This is a genomic window from Halomonas sp. H33-56 (assembly GCF_040147035.1).
In the GTDB taxonomy this organism is placed as follows: Bacteria; Pseudomonadota; Gammaproteobacteria; order Pseudomonadales; family Halomonadaceae; genus Halomonas; species Halomonas litopenaei.
Genome location: NZ_JAMSHP010000001.1, coordinates 4,286,220 through 4,301,666 on the forward strand (window position 1 = coordinate 4,286,220; position 15,447 = coordinate 4,301,666).

General features: G+C 62.7%; 11 protein-coding genes and 4 tRNA genes. All 15 read right to left on the reverse strand.

Going from position 1 to position 15,447, the window contains the following annotated elements; genetic code table 11:
- Positions 1 to 51: 51 nt before the first annotated feature.
- Complete coding sequence (gene rpsL, locus NFH98_RS18380; protein ID WP_045990865.1) at positions 52 to 426, reverse strand: 30S ribosomal protein S12; 375 nt, start codon at positions 424 to 426, stop codon at positions 52 to 54.
- Between the two features lie 147 nt (positions 427 to 573).
- The gene (rpoC, locus tag NFH98_RS18385) at positions 574 to 4,791 is read right to left on the reverse strand and encodes a DNA-directed RNA polymerase subunit beta' (protein ID WP_045990866.1); all 4,218 of its coding nucleotides are present in this window, start codon (positions 4,789 to 4,791) and stop codon (positions 574 to 576) included.
- Positions 4,792 to 4,878: 87 nt separating this feature from the next.
- Positions 4,879 to 8,958: a DNA-directed RNA polymerase subunit beta gene (rpoB, locus tag NFH98_RS18390; RefSeq protein WP_108133878.1), complete on the reverse strand. Its 4,080-nt coding sequence runs from the start codon at positions 8,956 to 8,958 to the stop codon at positions 4,879 to 4,881.
- 234 nt (positions 8,959 to 9,192) lie between these two features.
- Positions 9,193 to 9,567, reverse strand: a complete 375-nt coding sequence (rplL, locus tag NFH98_RS18395) for a 50S ribosomal protein L7/L12 (RefSeq protein WP_108133877.1) — start codon at positions 9,565 to 9,567, stop codon at positions 9,193 to 9,195.
- Between the two features lie 80 nt (positions 9,568 to 9,647).
- Positions 9,648 to 10,151 carry a 50S ribosomal protein L10 gene (gene rplJ / locus NFH98_RS18400; protein ID WP_045990869.1) on the reverse strand — a complete coding sequence of 168 codons (504 nt, stop codon included), beginning with the start codon at positions 10,149 to 10,151 and terminating at the stop codon, positions 9,648 to 9,650.
- Between the two features lie 253 nt (positions 10,152 to 10,404).
- Positions 10,405 to 11,097, reverse strand: a complete 693-nt coding sequence (gene rplA, locus NFH98_RS18405) for a 50S ribosomal protein L1 (RefSeq protein WP_045990870.1) — start codon at positions 11,095 to 11,097, stop codon at positions 10,405 to 10,407.
- A 2-nt stretch (positions 11,098 to 11,099) separates the two neighbouring features.
- A complete protein-coding gene (gene rplK / locus NFH98_RS18410; protein ID WP_045990871.1) occupies positions 11,100 to 11,531 on the reverse strand; it encodes a 50S ribosomal protein L11 in 432 nt (143 codons plus the stop codon).
- Positions 11,532 to 11,672: 141 nt separating this feature from the next.
- A complete protein-coding gene (gene nusG / locus NFH98_RS18415) occupies positions 11,673 to 12,206 on the reverse strand; it encodes a transcription termination/antitermination protein NusG (RefSeq protein WP_045990872.1) in 534 nt (177 codons plus the stop codon).
- A gap of 8 nt (positions 12,207 to 12,214) precedes the next feature.
- Positions 12,215 to 12,583 carry a preprotein translocase subunit SecE gene (gene secE / locus NFH98_RS18420; protein ID WP_045990873.1) on the reverse strand — a complete coding sequence of 123 codons (369 nt, stop codon included), beginning with the start codon at positions 12,581 to 12,583 and terminating at the stop codon, positions 12,215 to 12,217.
- 72 nt (positions 12,584 to 12,655) lie between these two features.
- Positions 12,656 to 12,731: transfer RNA gene (locus NFH98_RS18425), tRNA-Trp, on the reverse strand.
- A gap of 143 nt (positions 12,732 to 12,874) precedes the next feature.
- Positions 12,875 to 12,949: transfer RNA gene (locus tag NFH98_RS18430), tRNA-Thr, on the reverse strand.
- 40 nt (positions 12,950 to 12,989) lie between these two features.
- A tRNA-Gly gene (locus NFH98_RS18435) sits at positions 12,990 to 13,063 on the reverse strand.
- A gap of 118 nt (positions 13,064 to 13,181) precedes the next feature.
- A tRNA-Tyr gene (locus tag NFH98_RS18440) sits at positions 13,182 to 13,265 on the reverse strand.
- A gap of 211 nt (positions 13,266 to 13,476) precedes the next feature.
- On the reverse strand, positions 13,477 to 14,316 hold the full coding sequence (locus NFH98_RS18445) for a type III pantothenate kinase (protein ID WP_045990874.1): 840 nt from the start codon (positions 14,314 to 14,316) through the stop codon (positions 13,477 to 13,479).
- A complete protein-coding gene (locus NFH98_RS18450) occupies positions 14,313 to 15,365 on the reverse strand; it encodes a biotin--[acetyl-CoA-carboxylase] ligase (protein WP_349623022.1) in 1,053 nt (350 codons plus the stop codon). Before NFH98_RS18450 ends, NFH98_RS18445 begins: the two co-directional genes overlap by 4 nt.
- Positions 15,366 to 15,447 lie beyond the last annotated feature (82 nt).

Below are 15,447 nucleotides of genomic sequence, written 5' to 3' on the forward strand. Positions count from 1 at the left end.
CTTACTCTTATCAGACCGGGTCAAACTTGGTAATGGAAAGCGACGCAGCCCTTAGGACTTCGGACGCTTGGTGCCGTACTTGGAACGGCCCTGACGACGGTTCTGGACACCGGAGGTGTCGAGAGCGCCGCGAACGGTGTGATAACGCACACCCGGAAGGTCCTTTACTCGACCGCCACGAATCAGGACCACAGAGTGCTCCTGGAGGTTGTGGCCTTCACCGCCGATGTAGGAGGACACCTCGTAGCCGTTGGTCAGGCGCACACGGCAGACCTTCCGCAGTGCGGAGTTCGGCTTCTTCGGGGTGGTGGTGTAGACGCGGGTGCAGACGCCGCGCTTCTGCGGGCAGGCCTGAAGCGCAGGCACGTCGGTCTTCGCGGCCTGACGCTTGCGCGGCTTGCGCACGAGCTGATTAATCGTTGCCATAGCTGTTAGCTGACTCCAATGGGTTGCCTAAGCCTTTTCACAGTGGCGCGGATACACCCACCCCACTGTTAAAGGCTGCGCATTCTACTGGCTGATGCCAAGGCGCGTCAAGCCCGGAGCCGCAAAGGCTCCAGGCTTTTGCCGACATCAGATCTCGTCGTCGTCCGAGTCCAGCGCGGTGAGCTGGGCGCCCAGCTCCTGCTCGACGTCGTAGGCCGACGGCTGGAGCAGTCGCTCGGTGTCTTCACGCTTGCGACGACGCTCCTCGTGGTGGGTCAGACCGGTACCGGCCGGGATCAGACGTCCCACCACCACGTTTTCCTTCAGGCCGCGCAGGTAGTCGCGCTTGCCGGTGACCGCCGCTTCGGTCAGCACGCGGGTCGTCTCCTGGAAGGAGGCCGCAGAGATGAACGACTCGGTGGCCAGGCTGGCCTTGGTGATACCCAGCAGCAGGCGCTGGTACTTGGCCGGGAACTTGTCATTGGCCTGGAGCACGGCATTCTGCTCCAGCACACGGACCAGCTCGACCTGATCACCCGGAATGAAGTCGGAGTCACCGGCGTCGGTGATCTCGACCTTGCGCAGCATCTGACGCACGATCACTTCGATGTGCTTGTCGTTGATGCCAACGCCCTGCAGACGATAGACGTCCTGCACCTCGGCCACGATGTACTTGGCCAGCTCGGCGATGCCGAGCAGTCGCAGGATGTCGTGCGGGTTGCTCGGACCATCCGAGATCACCTCGCCCTTCTCGACCGTCTCGCCCTCGAACACCGCGATCTGACGCCACTTGGGAATCAGCATCTCGAAGGGGTCGCCTTCGGACGGGGTGATGGTCAGACGACGCTTGCCCTTGGTTTCCTTGCCGAAGCTGATCACACCGCTGATCTCGGCCAGGATGGACGGCTCCTTCGGCTTGCGCGCCTCGAACAGGTCGGCGACGCGCGGCAGACCACCGGTGATGTCCTTGTTGCCGGACGCCTCCACCGGGATACGCGCGACGATCTCACCGATGCCGATGGACGAGCCATTGTCGACGGTGACGATCGCCTTGCCGGGCAGCGGGTACTGCACCGGAGTGTCGCTGCCGGAGACGGTCACCGGCTTGCCGGCGGCGTCGTTGAGCATGATCATCGGACGCTTGTCGCGACCGGCCATCGGCCGCGCCGCGGACTCGATGATCTCGATCGAGGACAGACCGGTCATCTCGTCGACGCTGCGGTGCATGGTCAGGCCTTCATCCATGTCGACGTAGTGCACCTGGCCTTCCGCTTCGGCGACGATCGGGTGGGTGTGCGGATCCCACTTGGCCACGGCCTGGCCGGGATCGACCGCATCACCGTCACGCACCGAAAGCTCGGCACCGTAGGGCAGCTTGTAGTACTCACGCTCGCGGCCATGCTCGTCGGCCACCGCCAGGGCGCTGGAGCGCGACACCACGACCAGCTTGCCGTCGGCGCGTTCCACGTACTTGATGTTGTGCAGGCGCACCTTGCCGCCATGCTTGACCTGGACGCTGTCCACCGCAGAGGCCCGCGAGGCGGCACCACCGATGTGGAAGGTACGCATGGTCAGCTGGGTACCCGGCTCACCGATGGACTGGGCGGCGATGACGCCGGCCGACTCACCGATGTTGACCTGGTGGCCACGGGCCAGATCGCGCCCGTAACAGGACGAACACACCCCGTGACTGGTTTCACAGGTGATGGTGCTGCGCACGATGATCTCGTCGACGCCCATGGTGTCGAGCTGCTCGCACCAGGCCTCGTCCAGCAGGGTGCCGCGCGGAATCAGCACTTCGTCGGTGCTCGGGTCGATGACGTCCTGAGCGACCACACGGCCGAGTACACGCTGGGCCAGCGAGACGATGATGTCGCCGCCTTCGATGACCGGGTGCAGGGTCAGGCCACGCTCGGTGCCACAGTCGACCTCGGTGATGACCACGTCCTGGGCGACGTCGACCAGACGACGGGTCAGGTAACCGGAGTTGGCGGTCTTCAGAGCGGTATCCGCCAGACCCTTACGCGCACCGTGGGTCGAGATGAAGTACTGGAGTACGTTCAGACCTTCACGGAAGTTGGCGACGATCGGGGTCTCGATGATCGAGCCATCCGGCTTGGCCATCAGACCACGCATACCCGCCAGCTGGCGGATCTGGGCGGCGCTACCACGGGCACCGGAGTCGGCCATGATGAACACGCTGTTGAAGGAGTCCTGTTCGACTTCCTTGCCTTCGCGGTCGATCACGGTCTCCTTGGAGATGCCCGCCATCATCGCCTTGGCGACCTGGTCGTTGGCACGCGCCCAGATATCGATGACCTTGTTGTACTTCTCGCCCGCGGTCACCAGACCGGAGGAGAACTGGTCCTCGATTTCCTTGACCTCTTCCTCGGCCGCCTCGACGATCTCGGCCTTGGCGTCCGGGATGACGAAGTCGTTGACGCCGATGGAGGCGCCGGACCAGGTGGCCAGACGGAAGCCGGTGTACATCAGCTGGTCGGCGAAGATGACCGCGGCCTTGAGACCGGCGCGACGATACACTTCGTTGATCAGCTTGGAGATGGCCTTCTTCTTCATGGCCTGGTCGACCAGATCGAAGGGCACCCCTTGCGGCAGGATGCGGAACAGCAGCGCACGGCCGACGGTGGTGTCACGCAGACGACGGTGCTCGGAGCGCTCGCCGGTCTCTTCGTCGATGTCGACCTCGTCCAGGCGCACCTTGACGCGGGCGTGCAGCGACACGTTCTGGGTGCCGAAGGCGCGCTCGACCTCGTTGAGGTCGGAGAACACCATGCCCTCGCCCTTGGCGTTGATGCGCTCGCGGGTCATGTAGTACAGACCCAGCACCACGTCCTGGGACGGCACGATGATCGGCTCGCCGTTGGCCGGTGACAGCACGTTGTTGGTGGCCATCATCAGCGCGCGCGCTTCGAGCTGGGCTTCCAGCGTCAGCGGCACGTGCACGGCCATCTGGTCACCGTCGAAGTCGGCGTTGTAGGCGGCACACACCAGCGGGTGCAGCTGGATCGCCTTGCCTTCGATCAACAGCGGCTCGAACGCCTGGATACCGAGACGGTGCAGGGTCGGGGCGCGGTTCAAAAGCACCGGGTGCTCGCGGATGACGTCGGCGAGGATGTCCCACACCTCCGGCAGCTCGCGCTCGACCATCTTCTTGGCGGCCTTGATGGTGGACGCCTGGCCGCTGGCCTGCAGCTTGGAGTAGATGAACGGCTTGAACAGCTCAAGCGCCATCTTCTTGGGCAGACCGCACTGGTGCAGACGCAGGGTCGGGCCCACGGTGATGACCGAGCGGCCGGAGTAGTCGACGCGCTTGCCCAGCAGGTTCTGACGGAAACGCCCCTGCTTGCCCTTGATCATGTCGGCCAGCGACTTCAACGGACGCTTGTTGGAGCCGGTGATGGCGCGACCGCGACGACCGTTGTCGAGCAGCGCATCGACGGACTCTTGCAGCATGCGCTTCTCGTTGCGCACGATGATGTCCGGCGCATTGAGGTCGAGCAGACGCTTCAAGCGGTTGTTGCGGTTGATCACGCGACGGTACAGATCGTTGAGATCCGAGGTCGCGAAGCGGCCGCCATCCAGCGGTACCAGCGGACGCAGGTCCGGCGGCAGCACGGGCAGCACTTCCATCACCATCCACGCCGGATCGTTGCCGGAGCCCTGGAAGGCTTCGAGCAGCTTCAGACGCTTGGACAGCTTCTTGATCTTGGTCTCGGAGTTGGTCTGCGGGATCTCTTCGCGCAGACGCTCGATCTCTTCCTCGAGATCGATATCCTTGAGCATCGCCTGGACGGCCTCGGCACCCATACGGGCGTCGAAGTCATCGCCGAACTCCTCGAGGGCCTCGAAGTACTGCTCGTCGTTGAGCAGCTGGCCACGCTCGAGGGTGGTCATGCCGGGATCGACGACCATGAAGCTCTCGAAATAGAGCACGCGCTCGATGTCGCGCAGCGTCATGTCCATCAGCATGCCGATGCGAGACGGCAGCGACTTCAGAAACCAGATGTGGGCGACCGGACTTGCCAGCTCGATGTGCCCCATGCGCTCGCGGCGCACGGCGGCCTTGGTGACTTCGACGCCGCACTTTTCGCAGATGATGCCGCGGTGCTTCATGCGCTTGTACTTGCCGCACAGGCACTCGTAGTCCTTCACCGGACCGAAGATCTTGGCGCAGAACAGGCCATCACGCTCGGGCTTGAAAGTCCGGTAGTTGATGGTCTCCGGCTTCTTGACCTCGCCAAAGGACCAGGAGCGGATCATGTCCGGCGACGCGAGCGTGATCTTGATCGCGTCGAACTCGTCGGACTGTGACTGCGATTTGAGGACTTTCACCAAATCTTTCATTAGGTCGGCTCCGTTGCGGAGTTGTCATGGGCGGGGAGCTATTGCTCCCCGCGGACCGTCATTCATTGAAGCGCCTTTCGGGCCGCCTCAGCTCTCCAGTTCGATATCGATGCCCAGCGAGCGGATTTCCTTCACCAATACGTTGAAGGATTCCGGCATGCCCGCCTGCATGGTGTGATCGCCATCCACGATGCTCTTGTACATCTTGGTACGACCTTCCACGTCATCGGACTTGACCGTGAGCATTTCCTGCAGAGTGTAAGCGGCGCCGTAGGCCTCCAGGGCCCAGACCTCCATCTCACCAAAGCGCTGACCACCGAACTGCGCCTTGCCGCCCAGCGGCTGCTGGGTGACCAGCGAGTAGGAGCCGGTGGAACGCGCGTGCATCTTGTCGTCGACCAGGTGGTTGAGCTTCAGCATGTACATGTAGCCCACCGTCACCGGACGATCGAACGACTCGCCGGTACGCCCGTCGTACAGGGTCATCTGGCCGGAATCCGGCAGATCGGCCAGCTTCAGCAGGTGCTTGATCTCGTGCTCCTTGGCACCGTCGAACACCGGCGTCGCCATCGGCACGCCCTTCTTCAGGTTCTTGGCCAGCGCGATGATCTCGTCATCGGACAGCGACTCGATCTCCTCGACGCGGGTACCCTGGGTGGAGTTGTAGACCTCACCGAGGAACTCGCGCAGCTGAGTGAGCTGCTGCTCGCGGGCGTCACGCAGCATGTGCTCGATCTTCACGCCGAGACCGCGGGCAGCCATGCCCAGGTGCGTCTCGAGGATCTGACCGACGTTCATCCGCGACGGTACACCCAGCGGGTTCAGCACCACGTCGATGGGCTCACCGTTGTCGTCGAACGGCATGTCCTCGATCGGCATGATGGCCGAGATGACACCCTTGTTACCGTGACGGCCGGCCATCTTGTCACCCGGCTGCAGGCGACGCTTGATCGCCAGGTAGACCTTGACGATCTTGAGCACGCCCGGCGCCAGATCGTCGCCCTGGGTGAGCTTGCGCTTCTTGTCTTCGAAACGCTCGTCCATTTCCTTGCGACGGTTCTCGAGCTGCTCGTCGGCCTGAGCCAGCAGTTCATTGAGCTTCTCGTCCTGCATGCGCAGCTTGAACCACTGCTGACGCGGCAGCTCCTCGAGATAGTCCTCGGACAGCACATCATCCTTGGACAGGCGCGGACCACCGTTGACCGGCTGACCGGACAGGGTGCGCTTGAGACGCTCGAAGGTGGCGTCCTCGGCGATGCGGTAGGTCTCCTGCAGGTCCTTGCGCACCTCGTCGAGCTGCATCTGCTCGATGGACAGAGCGCGCGAGTCCTTCTCGACGCCGTCGCGGGTGAACACCTGAACGTCGATGACGGTGCCCTTCATGCCGGTGGGGGCACGCAGGGAGGTGTCCTTCACGTCGGACGCCTTCTCACCGAAGATCGCACGCAGCAGCTTCTCTTCCGGGGTCAGCTGGGTCTCGCCCTTGGGCGTGACCTTGCCGACCAGGATGTCGCCGGCGCCGACCTCGGCACCGATGTACACCACACCGGCCTCATCCAGCTTGCCCAGTGCCGATTCACCGACGTTGGGAATATCGGAGGTGATCTCCTCCGGCCCCAGCTTGGTGTCACGGGACACACAGGTCAGTTCCTGGATGTGGATGGTAGTGAAACGGTCTTCCTGGACCACCCGCTCGGACAGCAGGATGGAGTCCTCGAAGTTGTAACCGTTCCACGGCATGAAGGCGATGCGCATGTTCTGGCCAAGCGCCAGATCACCCATGTCGACGGACGGACCGTCGGCCAGGATGTCACCACGCGCGACGTTGTCGCCGGGGCGAACGATCGGACGCTGGTTCTGGCAGGTGTTCTGGTTCGAACGCAGGTACTTGGTCAGGTTGTAGATGTCGACACCGGCCTCACCGCCGATGATCTCGTCTTCGTTGACCCGCACCACGATGCGCTTGGCGTCGACCGAGTCGATCACGCCGCCACGACGGGCCACGGCACAGACACCGGAGTCACGGGCGACGAAGCGCTCCATGCCGGTACCGACCAGCGGCTTGTCGGCACGCAGGGTCGGCACCGCCTGACGCTGCATGTTGGCACCCATCAGGGCGCGGTTGGCGTCATCGTGCTCGAGGAACGGAATCAGTGCGGCGGCGACGGACACCACCTGACGCGGAGACACGTCCATCAGCGTCACCTGTTCGGGACGCATGAAGGTGGTCTCGCCGCGATGACGCACCTGGACCAGGTCGTCGACCAGCTTCTTGTCGGCGTTGACGGTGGCCGAGGCCTGGGCGATGACGAAGTCACCTTCCTCGATGGCCGACAGGTGCACCACCTCGTCGGTGACCACGCCATCCACGACCTTACGGTACGGCGTCTCGAGGAAGCCGTAGCTGTTGGTGTGGCTGTAGGTCGCCAGCGAGTTGATCAGGCCGATGTTCGGACCTTCCGGCGTCTCGATCGGGCAAAGACGGCCGTAGTGGGTAGCGTGAACGTCACGCACCTCGAAACCGGCGCGCTCACGGGTTAGGCCACCCGGGCCGAGAGCGGACACACGACGCTTGTGGGTCACCTCGGACAGCGGGTTGTTCTGGTCCATGAACTGGGACAGCTGAGAGGAGCCGAAGAACTCCTTCACCGCAGCGGCCACCGGCTTGGCATTGATCAGGTCCTGAGGCATCAGGCCTTCGCTCTCGGCCATGGACAGACGTTCCTTGACCGCGCGCTCGACACGCACCAGGCCGACACGGAACTGGTTTTCTGCCATTTCGCCGACGCAGCGGATGCGGCGGTTGCCCAGGTGGTCGATGTCGTCGACATCGCCAAAGCCGTTACGGATGTTGATCAGCTCGCGCAGCACGTCGAGGATGTCGGTACGATCCAGCACACCGGAACCGGTGTCGGAATCACGACGCAGACGACGGTTGAACTTCATCCGGCCGACGCCGGACAGGTCATAGCGGTCTTCGCTGAAGAACAGGTTGTTGAACAGCGTCTCGGCGGCTTCCTTGGTGGGCGGCTCGCCGGGGCGCATCATGCGGTAGATCTCGACCAGCGCCTCGAGCTGGGAACCGGTGGTGTCCAGCTTGAGGGTGTCGGAGACGAAGGGACCGCAGTCCAGATCGTTGGTGTAGAGCGTCTCGATGGTGGTGATGCCGGCCTGACCGAGGGCCTCGAGCAGCTCCGGGGTGATCTCGGAGTTGCAGGGGCAGATCAGCTCGCCGGTGGCGGGGTTGATCTGGTCCTTGGCCAGGGTCTTGCCGAACAGGTAGTCCATCGGCACTTCCAGACGCTCGAGACCCGCCTTCTCCAGCTGGCGGATATGCTTCTGGGTGACACGACGCCCCTCTTCGACGATGACCTCACCGTCGGCGCCCTTGATGTCAAAGGTCGCGGTCTCGCCACGCAGGCGAGACGGCACCAGCTCCACCGAGAAGCCGGACTTCTCGATGTGGAAGGTGCTGGTGTCGAAGAACTCGTCGAGGATCTCCTCGGCGCTCATGCCCAGCGCGCGCAGCAGCACGGACGCCGGCAGTTTGCGACGACGGTCGATCCGCACGAAGACGTTGTCCTTCGGGTCGAACTCGAAGTCCAGCCAGGAGCCGCGGTAAGGAATCACGCGAGCGGAGTACAGAAGCTTACCGGAGCTGTGGCTCTTGCCCTTGTCGTGATCGAAGAACACGCCGGGACTACGGTGAAGCTGAGACACGATGACGCGCTCGGTACCGTTCACCACGAAGGTACCGTTCTCGGTCATCAGGGGGATTTCCCCCATGTAGACTTCCTGCTCCTTGATGTCCTTGATGGCCTTGTTCGACGACTCCTTGTCGTAGATGATCAGGCGAACCTTGACACGCAGAGGAGCGGAGTAGGTGACGCCGCGCAGCTGGCATTCCTTGACGTCGAAGGCCGGAGTGCCGAAACGATAGCTGACGTACTCGAGCGCAGCGTTGCCGGAGAAGCTCTCGATCGGGAACACGGACCTGAAGGCGGCGTGCAGGCCGACTTCCATGCGCTCTTCGGGAGAGCGGTCCTGCTGGAGAAAGTCGTAGTAGGAATCAAGCTGGATGGCCAGCAGGTAAGGCACATCCATCACTTGGGGCAGTTTGCCGAAATCCTTGCGGATGCGTTTTTTCTCAGTGTATGAGTAAGCCATCTGTATTCCCCAGCTTGTTCACCATGGGTGACCGATGCGTGTCGGCGCCACCCGACGGACGGTCTCCGTCAGGCGCTGACGGCAAGTCCTCGGATGAGTGACTCGCCGTCGGAATTCTGCAAGCTACAGGCCCTTGGGGGCAGGCAGCTAGTGACAACAGAAAAAGGCCGGTAGCGGGCGTCCCGCCACCAGCCGTGGAAGCTTACGCAGCGCGTAAAGCCATGGGCACAAGGATTACTTGAGCTCCACGGACGCGCCGGCTTCTTCCAGCTTCTTCTTGGCTTCTTCCGCGTCGTCCTTGCTCATCGCTTCCTTGATGGTCGCCGGCGCGCCGTCGACGGCACCCTTGGCTTCCTTCAGGCCGAGACCAGTGATCTCGCGGACGGCCTTGATGACGTTGACCTTCTTGTCGCCAGCGGAGGTCAGCACCAGGTCGAACTCGGTCTGCTCTTCGGCAGCGGCGGCTTCGCCACCAGCGCCCGGGCCAGCCACGACAGCAGCAGCGGCGCTAACGCCGAACTTCTCTTCCATGGCTTCGATCAGCTCGACGACTTCCATGACGGACATGTCGGAGACGGCGTTGATGATATCTTCTTTGGTCAGTGCCATTGTCTAGATTCCTAACTTTGCGGGCGTCTCGGTCACCCGAGAACGCGAAATGGATCGTGGTCGGTCGACAGGACGACGCCTTAAGCGGCTTCTTCCTGCTTCTGGTCGCGCAGCGCAGCGAGAGTACGAACCAGCTTGCCGGCAGAAGCTTCCTTCATGACGGACATCAGCTTGGCGATCGCCTCATCGTAGGTCGGCAGGGTCGCCAGACGGTCGATATCGCTTGCCGGGATCAGCTCACCTTCATAGGCCAGCGCCTTGACTTCGAAGTTCTTCTCATCCTTGGCGAACTCCTTGAACAGACGAGCGGCAGCGCCCGGATGTTCGTTGGAGAAGGCCAGCAGAGTCGGACCAACGAAGGTCTCTGACAGGCACTCCCAGGGAGTACCGGTCAGGGCGCGGCGTGCCAGGGTGTTGCGCACAACACGCACCTGGACGCCATTCTCGCGAGCCTGCTTGCGCAGTTCGGTCATCTTGTGGACCGCGACGCCGCGAGAGTCGGCAACTACGACGGAGAGTGCATCCTTGGCGACTTCACTGACCTCGGCAACAATTGCCTTCTTGCCTTCGAGTGCTAGTGCCACTGTGATCACTCCTTCGTGCCGGAACCCGAGGGCTCCGATGGTTACCATCTCCCCTTCCGTAGAAGAGGGGCTTCAATGATGGTGCTCACCAGATGCCTGGCGGCAACACCATCTGCGCAGGTGCCCGGGGGCGATTAAGCCGCCGGCAGACCCGAAGGTCAGGCGGCGGCGCCTGCGGTCTTTGACGGTGCCCCGCCGGCCGGGTGAATCACCCGGCACGGGGACCGCAAAGTGTCTTGCCTGTTGTGTCGCATCACACCAGCGCGGAGTGATCGACGGTCAGACCCGGGCCCATGGTGGTGGACAGGGTCATCTTCTTGAAGTACACGCCCTTGGAAGTGCTCGGCTTGAGCTTCTTCAGGTCGGCGAGCAGCGCATCCAGGTTGCCCTTGATGGCGTCGGCTTCGAAATCGACCTTGCCCAGGGTGGTGTGGATGATGCCGTTCTTGTCGGTACGGAAACGCACCTGACCGGCCTTGGCGTTCTTGACGGCGGTAGCGACGTCGGGGGTCACGGTGCCGACCTTGGGGTTCGGCATCAGGCCACGCGGACCCAGGATCTGACCCAGCTGGCCGACGACACGCATGGCGTCCGGCGAGGCAATGACCACGTCGAAGTCGAGCTGGCCTTTCTTGACCTGCTCGGCCAGGTCGTCCATACCGACGATGTCGGCACCGGCTTCCTTGGCGGCTTCTTCGTTGGCACCCTGGGTAAAGACGGCAACGCGCACGTCCTTGCCGGTACCGTTGGGCATCACGGTCGCACCGCGCACCACCTGGTCGGATTTACGCGGATCGACGCCCAGGTTGATGGCGACGTCCAGCGACTCCTTGAACTTGACGGTGGACAGCTCGGAGAGCAGAGCCACGGCCTCGTCGATGGAGTAGACCTTGGTGGCGTCAACCTTGTCGCGAATCTGCTTTGCGCGCTTGGTAAGCTTTGCCATGATCAGAGACCCTCCACGTTGAGGCCCATGCTGCGGGCGCTACCGGCAATGGTACGCACCGCGGCGTCGAGATCGGCAGCCGTCATGTCCGGCTCCTTAGTCTTGGCGATCTCTTCGAGCTGCTCGCGGGTCACGGTACCGACCTTCTTCTTGTTCGGCTCACCAGAGCCGGACTTGATACCAGCGGCCTTCTTCAGCAGCACCGCGGCGGGCGGTGTCTTGGTGACGAAGGTGAAGCTGCGGTCGGAGTAGACGGTGATGACCACGGGAGTCGGGAGACCCGGCTCGATGTTCTGCGTCTCGGCGTTGAACGCCTTGCAGAATTCCATGATGTTGACACCGTGCTGACCCAGCGCGGGACCCACGGGGGGACTCGGGTTGGCCTTACCAGCTGCAACCTGCAGCTTGATGTAAGCCTGTACTTTCTTGGCCATGATGGACTCCAGTTGGGTAGTAGCGCCTTGCGGCTCCCCGGACAAAACGGCCGCCTCTCGAGGCGACCCCTACGCACTGAAAACTTTCAGCACATGACGGTGGGCCTGCCTGAGCAGACCCACCGTAAGAAACTTGTCGACCTACTCCTTCTCGACCTGGGAAAACTCCAGCTCGACGGGAGTGGCGCGCCCGAAGATCAGCACGCTGACCTGCAGACGACTCTTGTCGTAGTTGACCTCTTCGACCACGCCGTTGAAATCGGCGAAGGGGCCATCGATGACGCGCACCGACTGACCGGGCTCGAACATGGTCTTGGGACGCGGCTTTTCGGCCCCATCCCTGACGCGACTGAGAATGGCGTCGGCCTCGCGCTGAGTGATCGCCGCCGGCTTCTCCTTGGTCCCGCCGATAAAGCCCATGACACGGGGCGTCTCGTTGACCAGGTGCCAGGTCTCGTCGACCATTTCCATCTCGACCAGCACGTAGCCGGGATAGAACTTGCGCTCACTCTTGCGGCGCTTGCCGTCACGCATCTCGACGACTTCTTCGGTCGGCACCAGAATCTCACCAAAGAGATCTTCCATGCCGTGCATCTTCACACGCTCGATCAGCGAGCGCATGACGTGCTTCTCGAAGCCGGAGTAGGCGTGGACGACGTACCAACGCTTGGACATGAAGACTCCTAACCGATGACGCCGGACATCGCCCAGCTGAGCAGCGTGTCGATCAACCAGAGCAGCAGCCCGACCACCAGCACAGCCACCAGCACGATGGCGGTGGTCTGGATGGTCTCGGGGCGCGTCGGCCAGACGACACGTTGAATTTCCTTCCTGGCGCTCTGCGCCAGCTCCACCAATTCACGCCCCTTGGTGGTGGTCAATGCGACCAGGGCAGCAACGACAGACAGGGCAACAACGCCCAGAACACGATACAGAAGCGGCTGGTCGGCAAAGTAGGTGTTGCCAACGACGGCCAGCACCAGAAGAACGACGACAACCGCCCACTTGAGCCCGTCGTGGCGCGACTCCTGCACCTCGGCGTTATGCTTCATGAAAACGAGACTCCTCAGGGCGCGGCAATCGAAACACGAAAGTATATAAAAAACTGCCAGCCTGGGGAAGACTGGCAGGCCAGGAGGGAATCGAACCCCCAACCTGCGGTTTTGGAGACCGCTGCTCTGCCAATTGAGCTACTGGCCTGTACTCGATGCAAACCACCCTTTGCGGGCAGCCTCTGCAACAGCGGGCGCCATGATAGCGAAACGGATCTCGCCTGGCAACCCCCTCCGCCCTGCAGACGCGGCGGAGAAAGAAAAAGCGAGCCTAGGCTCGCTTTTCTTAGATGGAGCTCATGGACGGATTTGAACCGTCGACCTCACCCTTACCAAGGGTGTGCTCTACCCCTGAGCTACATGAGCGCACTCTTCGGCAATCCAACGACTCACATTGCCTGAACTCTGGAGCGGGCAGCGGGGATCGAACCCGCATCATCAGCTTGGAAGGCTGAGGTTCTACCATTGAACTATGCCCGCAAAATCGGTACTAAACCTTCTTTGCTGAAGCAAAGCCCACCGAACCCAAACCAGCCTGGCAGCGTCCGACCGCCTGCTCCGCATCAACCAGAAACCACAACTCTGGTCGATCAAAATCTGGTGGAGGGGGAAGGATTCGAACCTTCGAAGCTTTCGCGGCAGATTTACAGTCTGCTCCCTTTGGCCACTCGGGAACCCCTCCAACTGGCGACGTATTTTATCGCCCTGCTCCGAGAAGTCAAGTGGTTGTTTTAAAAGAATCAAGCTGCACGCAAAACTCTTACAACCTGTCTCGACGGCAGCCTGCAACCCGCGGGTCGCTGTACCTCGGAACGCGGCGCATTGTGTCAAAGCAGAATGGATAACGCAAGGCTTCCATAGGCTTTTTTTTACGGCGCACCGGAAAACCACGGTCACAGCAGCATCGAAAACGCCAACCCCGCGCGGATCTTTTCCAGCGCCACCGGAGCCGGCGGCACCGGCGCCCCCGCCATCTTGCCGGCACGTTCTGCTGCCGTCAGAGGGAAGCACGCTTCAAGGCCGGCGTAGACCATGTCCGGCCAGATCGCGTGGGGTACGCGAATACCACGAGACACCACCCTGGCATCGCCGCCGGTGACCAGCATGGGTAGCGCCACCCCTTCACGATCACAGACCTCGCTGTAGATCCGATTGACCGCGCTGACAGCGGCCATGTAGATACCGTGATTGACCGCCTCTACCGTGCGCCGCCCAGGAGCGAGCAGCTCGTCTGCCTCGCTGTCCGGGTCGATGGCCACGTTGCGGGTGCCCAGCTTCAGGCTTTCTTTCATCAGACGCAGCCCCGGCAGGATGTACCCCCCGAGATGACGCCCGCCTGGCAGCACGAAGTCGATAGTGATGGCACTGCCACAGTCCACCGTGCAGCTGGCACCGGCAAGCTGATAGCCCGCCAGCACCCCCATCCAGCGATCCACGCCCAGTCGACCCGGCTCGTGATAGCCGTTGGTGACGCCCAGCGCTTCGTGGCAGGAACGCGCCACGTGCACCGAACGCACCCGGTCCTTGAGCAGCGACTCGGTCTGCGCCAGCACCGAACGCCTCGCTACACTGGAAATGCGCACCGTCTCGACCACGTCGAGGTCGGGAATGTCCGACCCGGGCTTCCACTCCTCCCGGGTCCACACCGCGCCCCTGGAGCGAATCTCGCTGCTGTCAGCGTCCTTCAGGCGCCACTTGGACAGGGTATTGCCGATATCCAGATCAAGAATCATGGGCGAGCCCGCACGCTGATCTCTCCTCCCACCAGGCGCTCTTGCCGCTCTCCGTCAACGCCCTTGCGCACCCAGAGATTGCCACTGCCATCCACGTCTCCTGCCTGGGCCAGCTCGCGCCGCTCCCCTCGAATGATCTCGATGTCCCAACCGGCAAAGGCGTGACGTGCGTTCCAGGCGTCGCGCCAGGCATCGAACCCCTGCTCCTCGAAACCTGCCAGCATGCCCAGCAGACCGTCCAGCAATTCGGCCGCCAGCACGTTACGGGATAGCCCCGGAGCCTGATCATGCACACAAGCGACCGGCTGATCGATCTTCGCCCGGAAGCTCTCCGGCAGATCCACGTTGATGCCCATGCCGAGCACCACCTCACAGGGGCCGGCGGCGTCACCGCTCATCTCAACCAGAATACCGGCCAGCTTGCCAAAGCCCTGCTGACCCGCCCCCTGCCCGGTCGCTGCCTGCTCATCCAATCCTTGCTGAGCCGCCCCTTGCGGACCCAAGGGCAACAGCACATCGTTGGGCCACTTCAGCCCGGGCTTGAGCCCATGGCGTTCCAGCACCTGGGCCAGCACCACACCGATGGCCAGGCTGAGGCCTTCCAGGGCAGCGACACCCGAATCGAAGCGCCAGCCCACGGAGCACATCAGCGTGCGCCCCCAGGGGGTCGTCCAGGTGCGCCCGCGCCGCCCACGGCCGGCGCTCTGCTGTTCGACCAGGCAGGCCTCAGCGTGCCCTGCTCCCTGACGAAAACGCTCGCGCAGGAACTCGTTGCTCGAGGGCAGGGTGTCTTCCACGAAGAGGCGCGAGAGGTGCCGACGCGACTCGCGTGACAACGCGGCTACCACCGAGGGCCCATCGAGCAGCTCAAGGGGTTCGGCTAGCCGATACCCCTGCCCCTTGACCGCCTCCATGGGGATGCCGAGATCCTCAAGCTTGCGCAGCTGCTTCCACACCGCCGCCCGCGACACGCCCAGCTTTTCCCCCAGCTGCTGGCCGGAGTGGAACTCGCCGTCACTCAACAGCCGAATCAGCTCACCAATGGTCATCCCTCGCCCCTTCCACGGGAAAAGGGCATAGTCTATCGAATGTCGCCTGTCGCCGGAAATCCACGCGTCTGCAACACTCCTG

Coding starts and splice junctions, on each gene's coding strand:
- rpoB (WP_108133878.1), bottom strand. CDS start 8,958: ATGGCTTACTCATACACTGAGAAAAAACGCATCCGCAAGGATTTCGGC.
- rplA (WP_045990870.1), bottom strand. CDS start 11,097: ATGGCAAAGCTTACCAAGCGCGCAAAGCAGATTCGCGACAAGGTTGAC.
- NFH98_RS18445 (WP_045990874.1), bottom strand. CDS start 14,316: ATGATTCTTGATCTGGATATCGGCAATACCCTGTCCAAGTGGCGCCTG.
- rplL (WP_108133877.1), bottom strand. CDS start 9,567: ATGGCACTGACCAAAGAAGATATCATCAACGCCGTCTCCGACATGTCC.
- rplK (WP_045990871.1), bottom strand. CDS start 11,531: ATGGCCAAGAAAGTACAGGCTTACATCAAGCTGCAGGTTGCAGCTGGT.
- secE (WP_045990873.1), bottom strand. CDS start 12,583: ATGAAGCATAACGCCGAGGTGCAGGAGTCGCGCCACGACGGGCTCAAG.
- NFH98_RS18450 (WP_349623022.1), bottom strand. CDS start 15,365: ATGACCATTGGTGAGCTGATTCGGCTGTTGAGTGACGGCGAGTTCCAC.
- rpoC (WP_045990866.1), bottom strand. CDS start 4,791: ATGAAAGATTTGGTGAAAGTCCTCAAATCGCAGTCACAGTCCGACGAG.
- rpsL (WP_045990865.1), bottom strand. CDS start 426: ATGGCAACGATTAATCAGCTCGTGCGCAAGCCGCGCAAGCGTCAGGCC.
- nusG (WP_045990872.1), bottom strand. CDS start 12,206: ATGTCCAAGCGTTGGTACGTCGTCCACGCCTACTCCGGCTTCGAGAAG.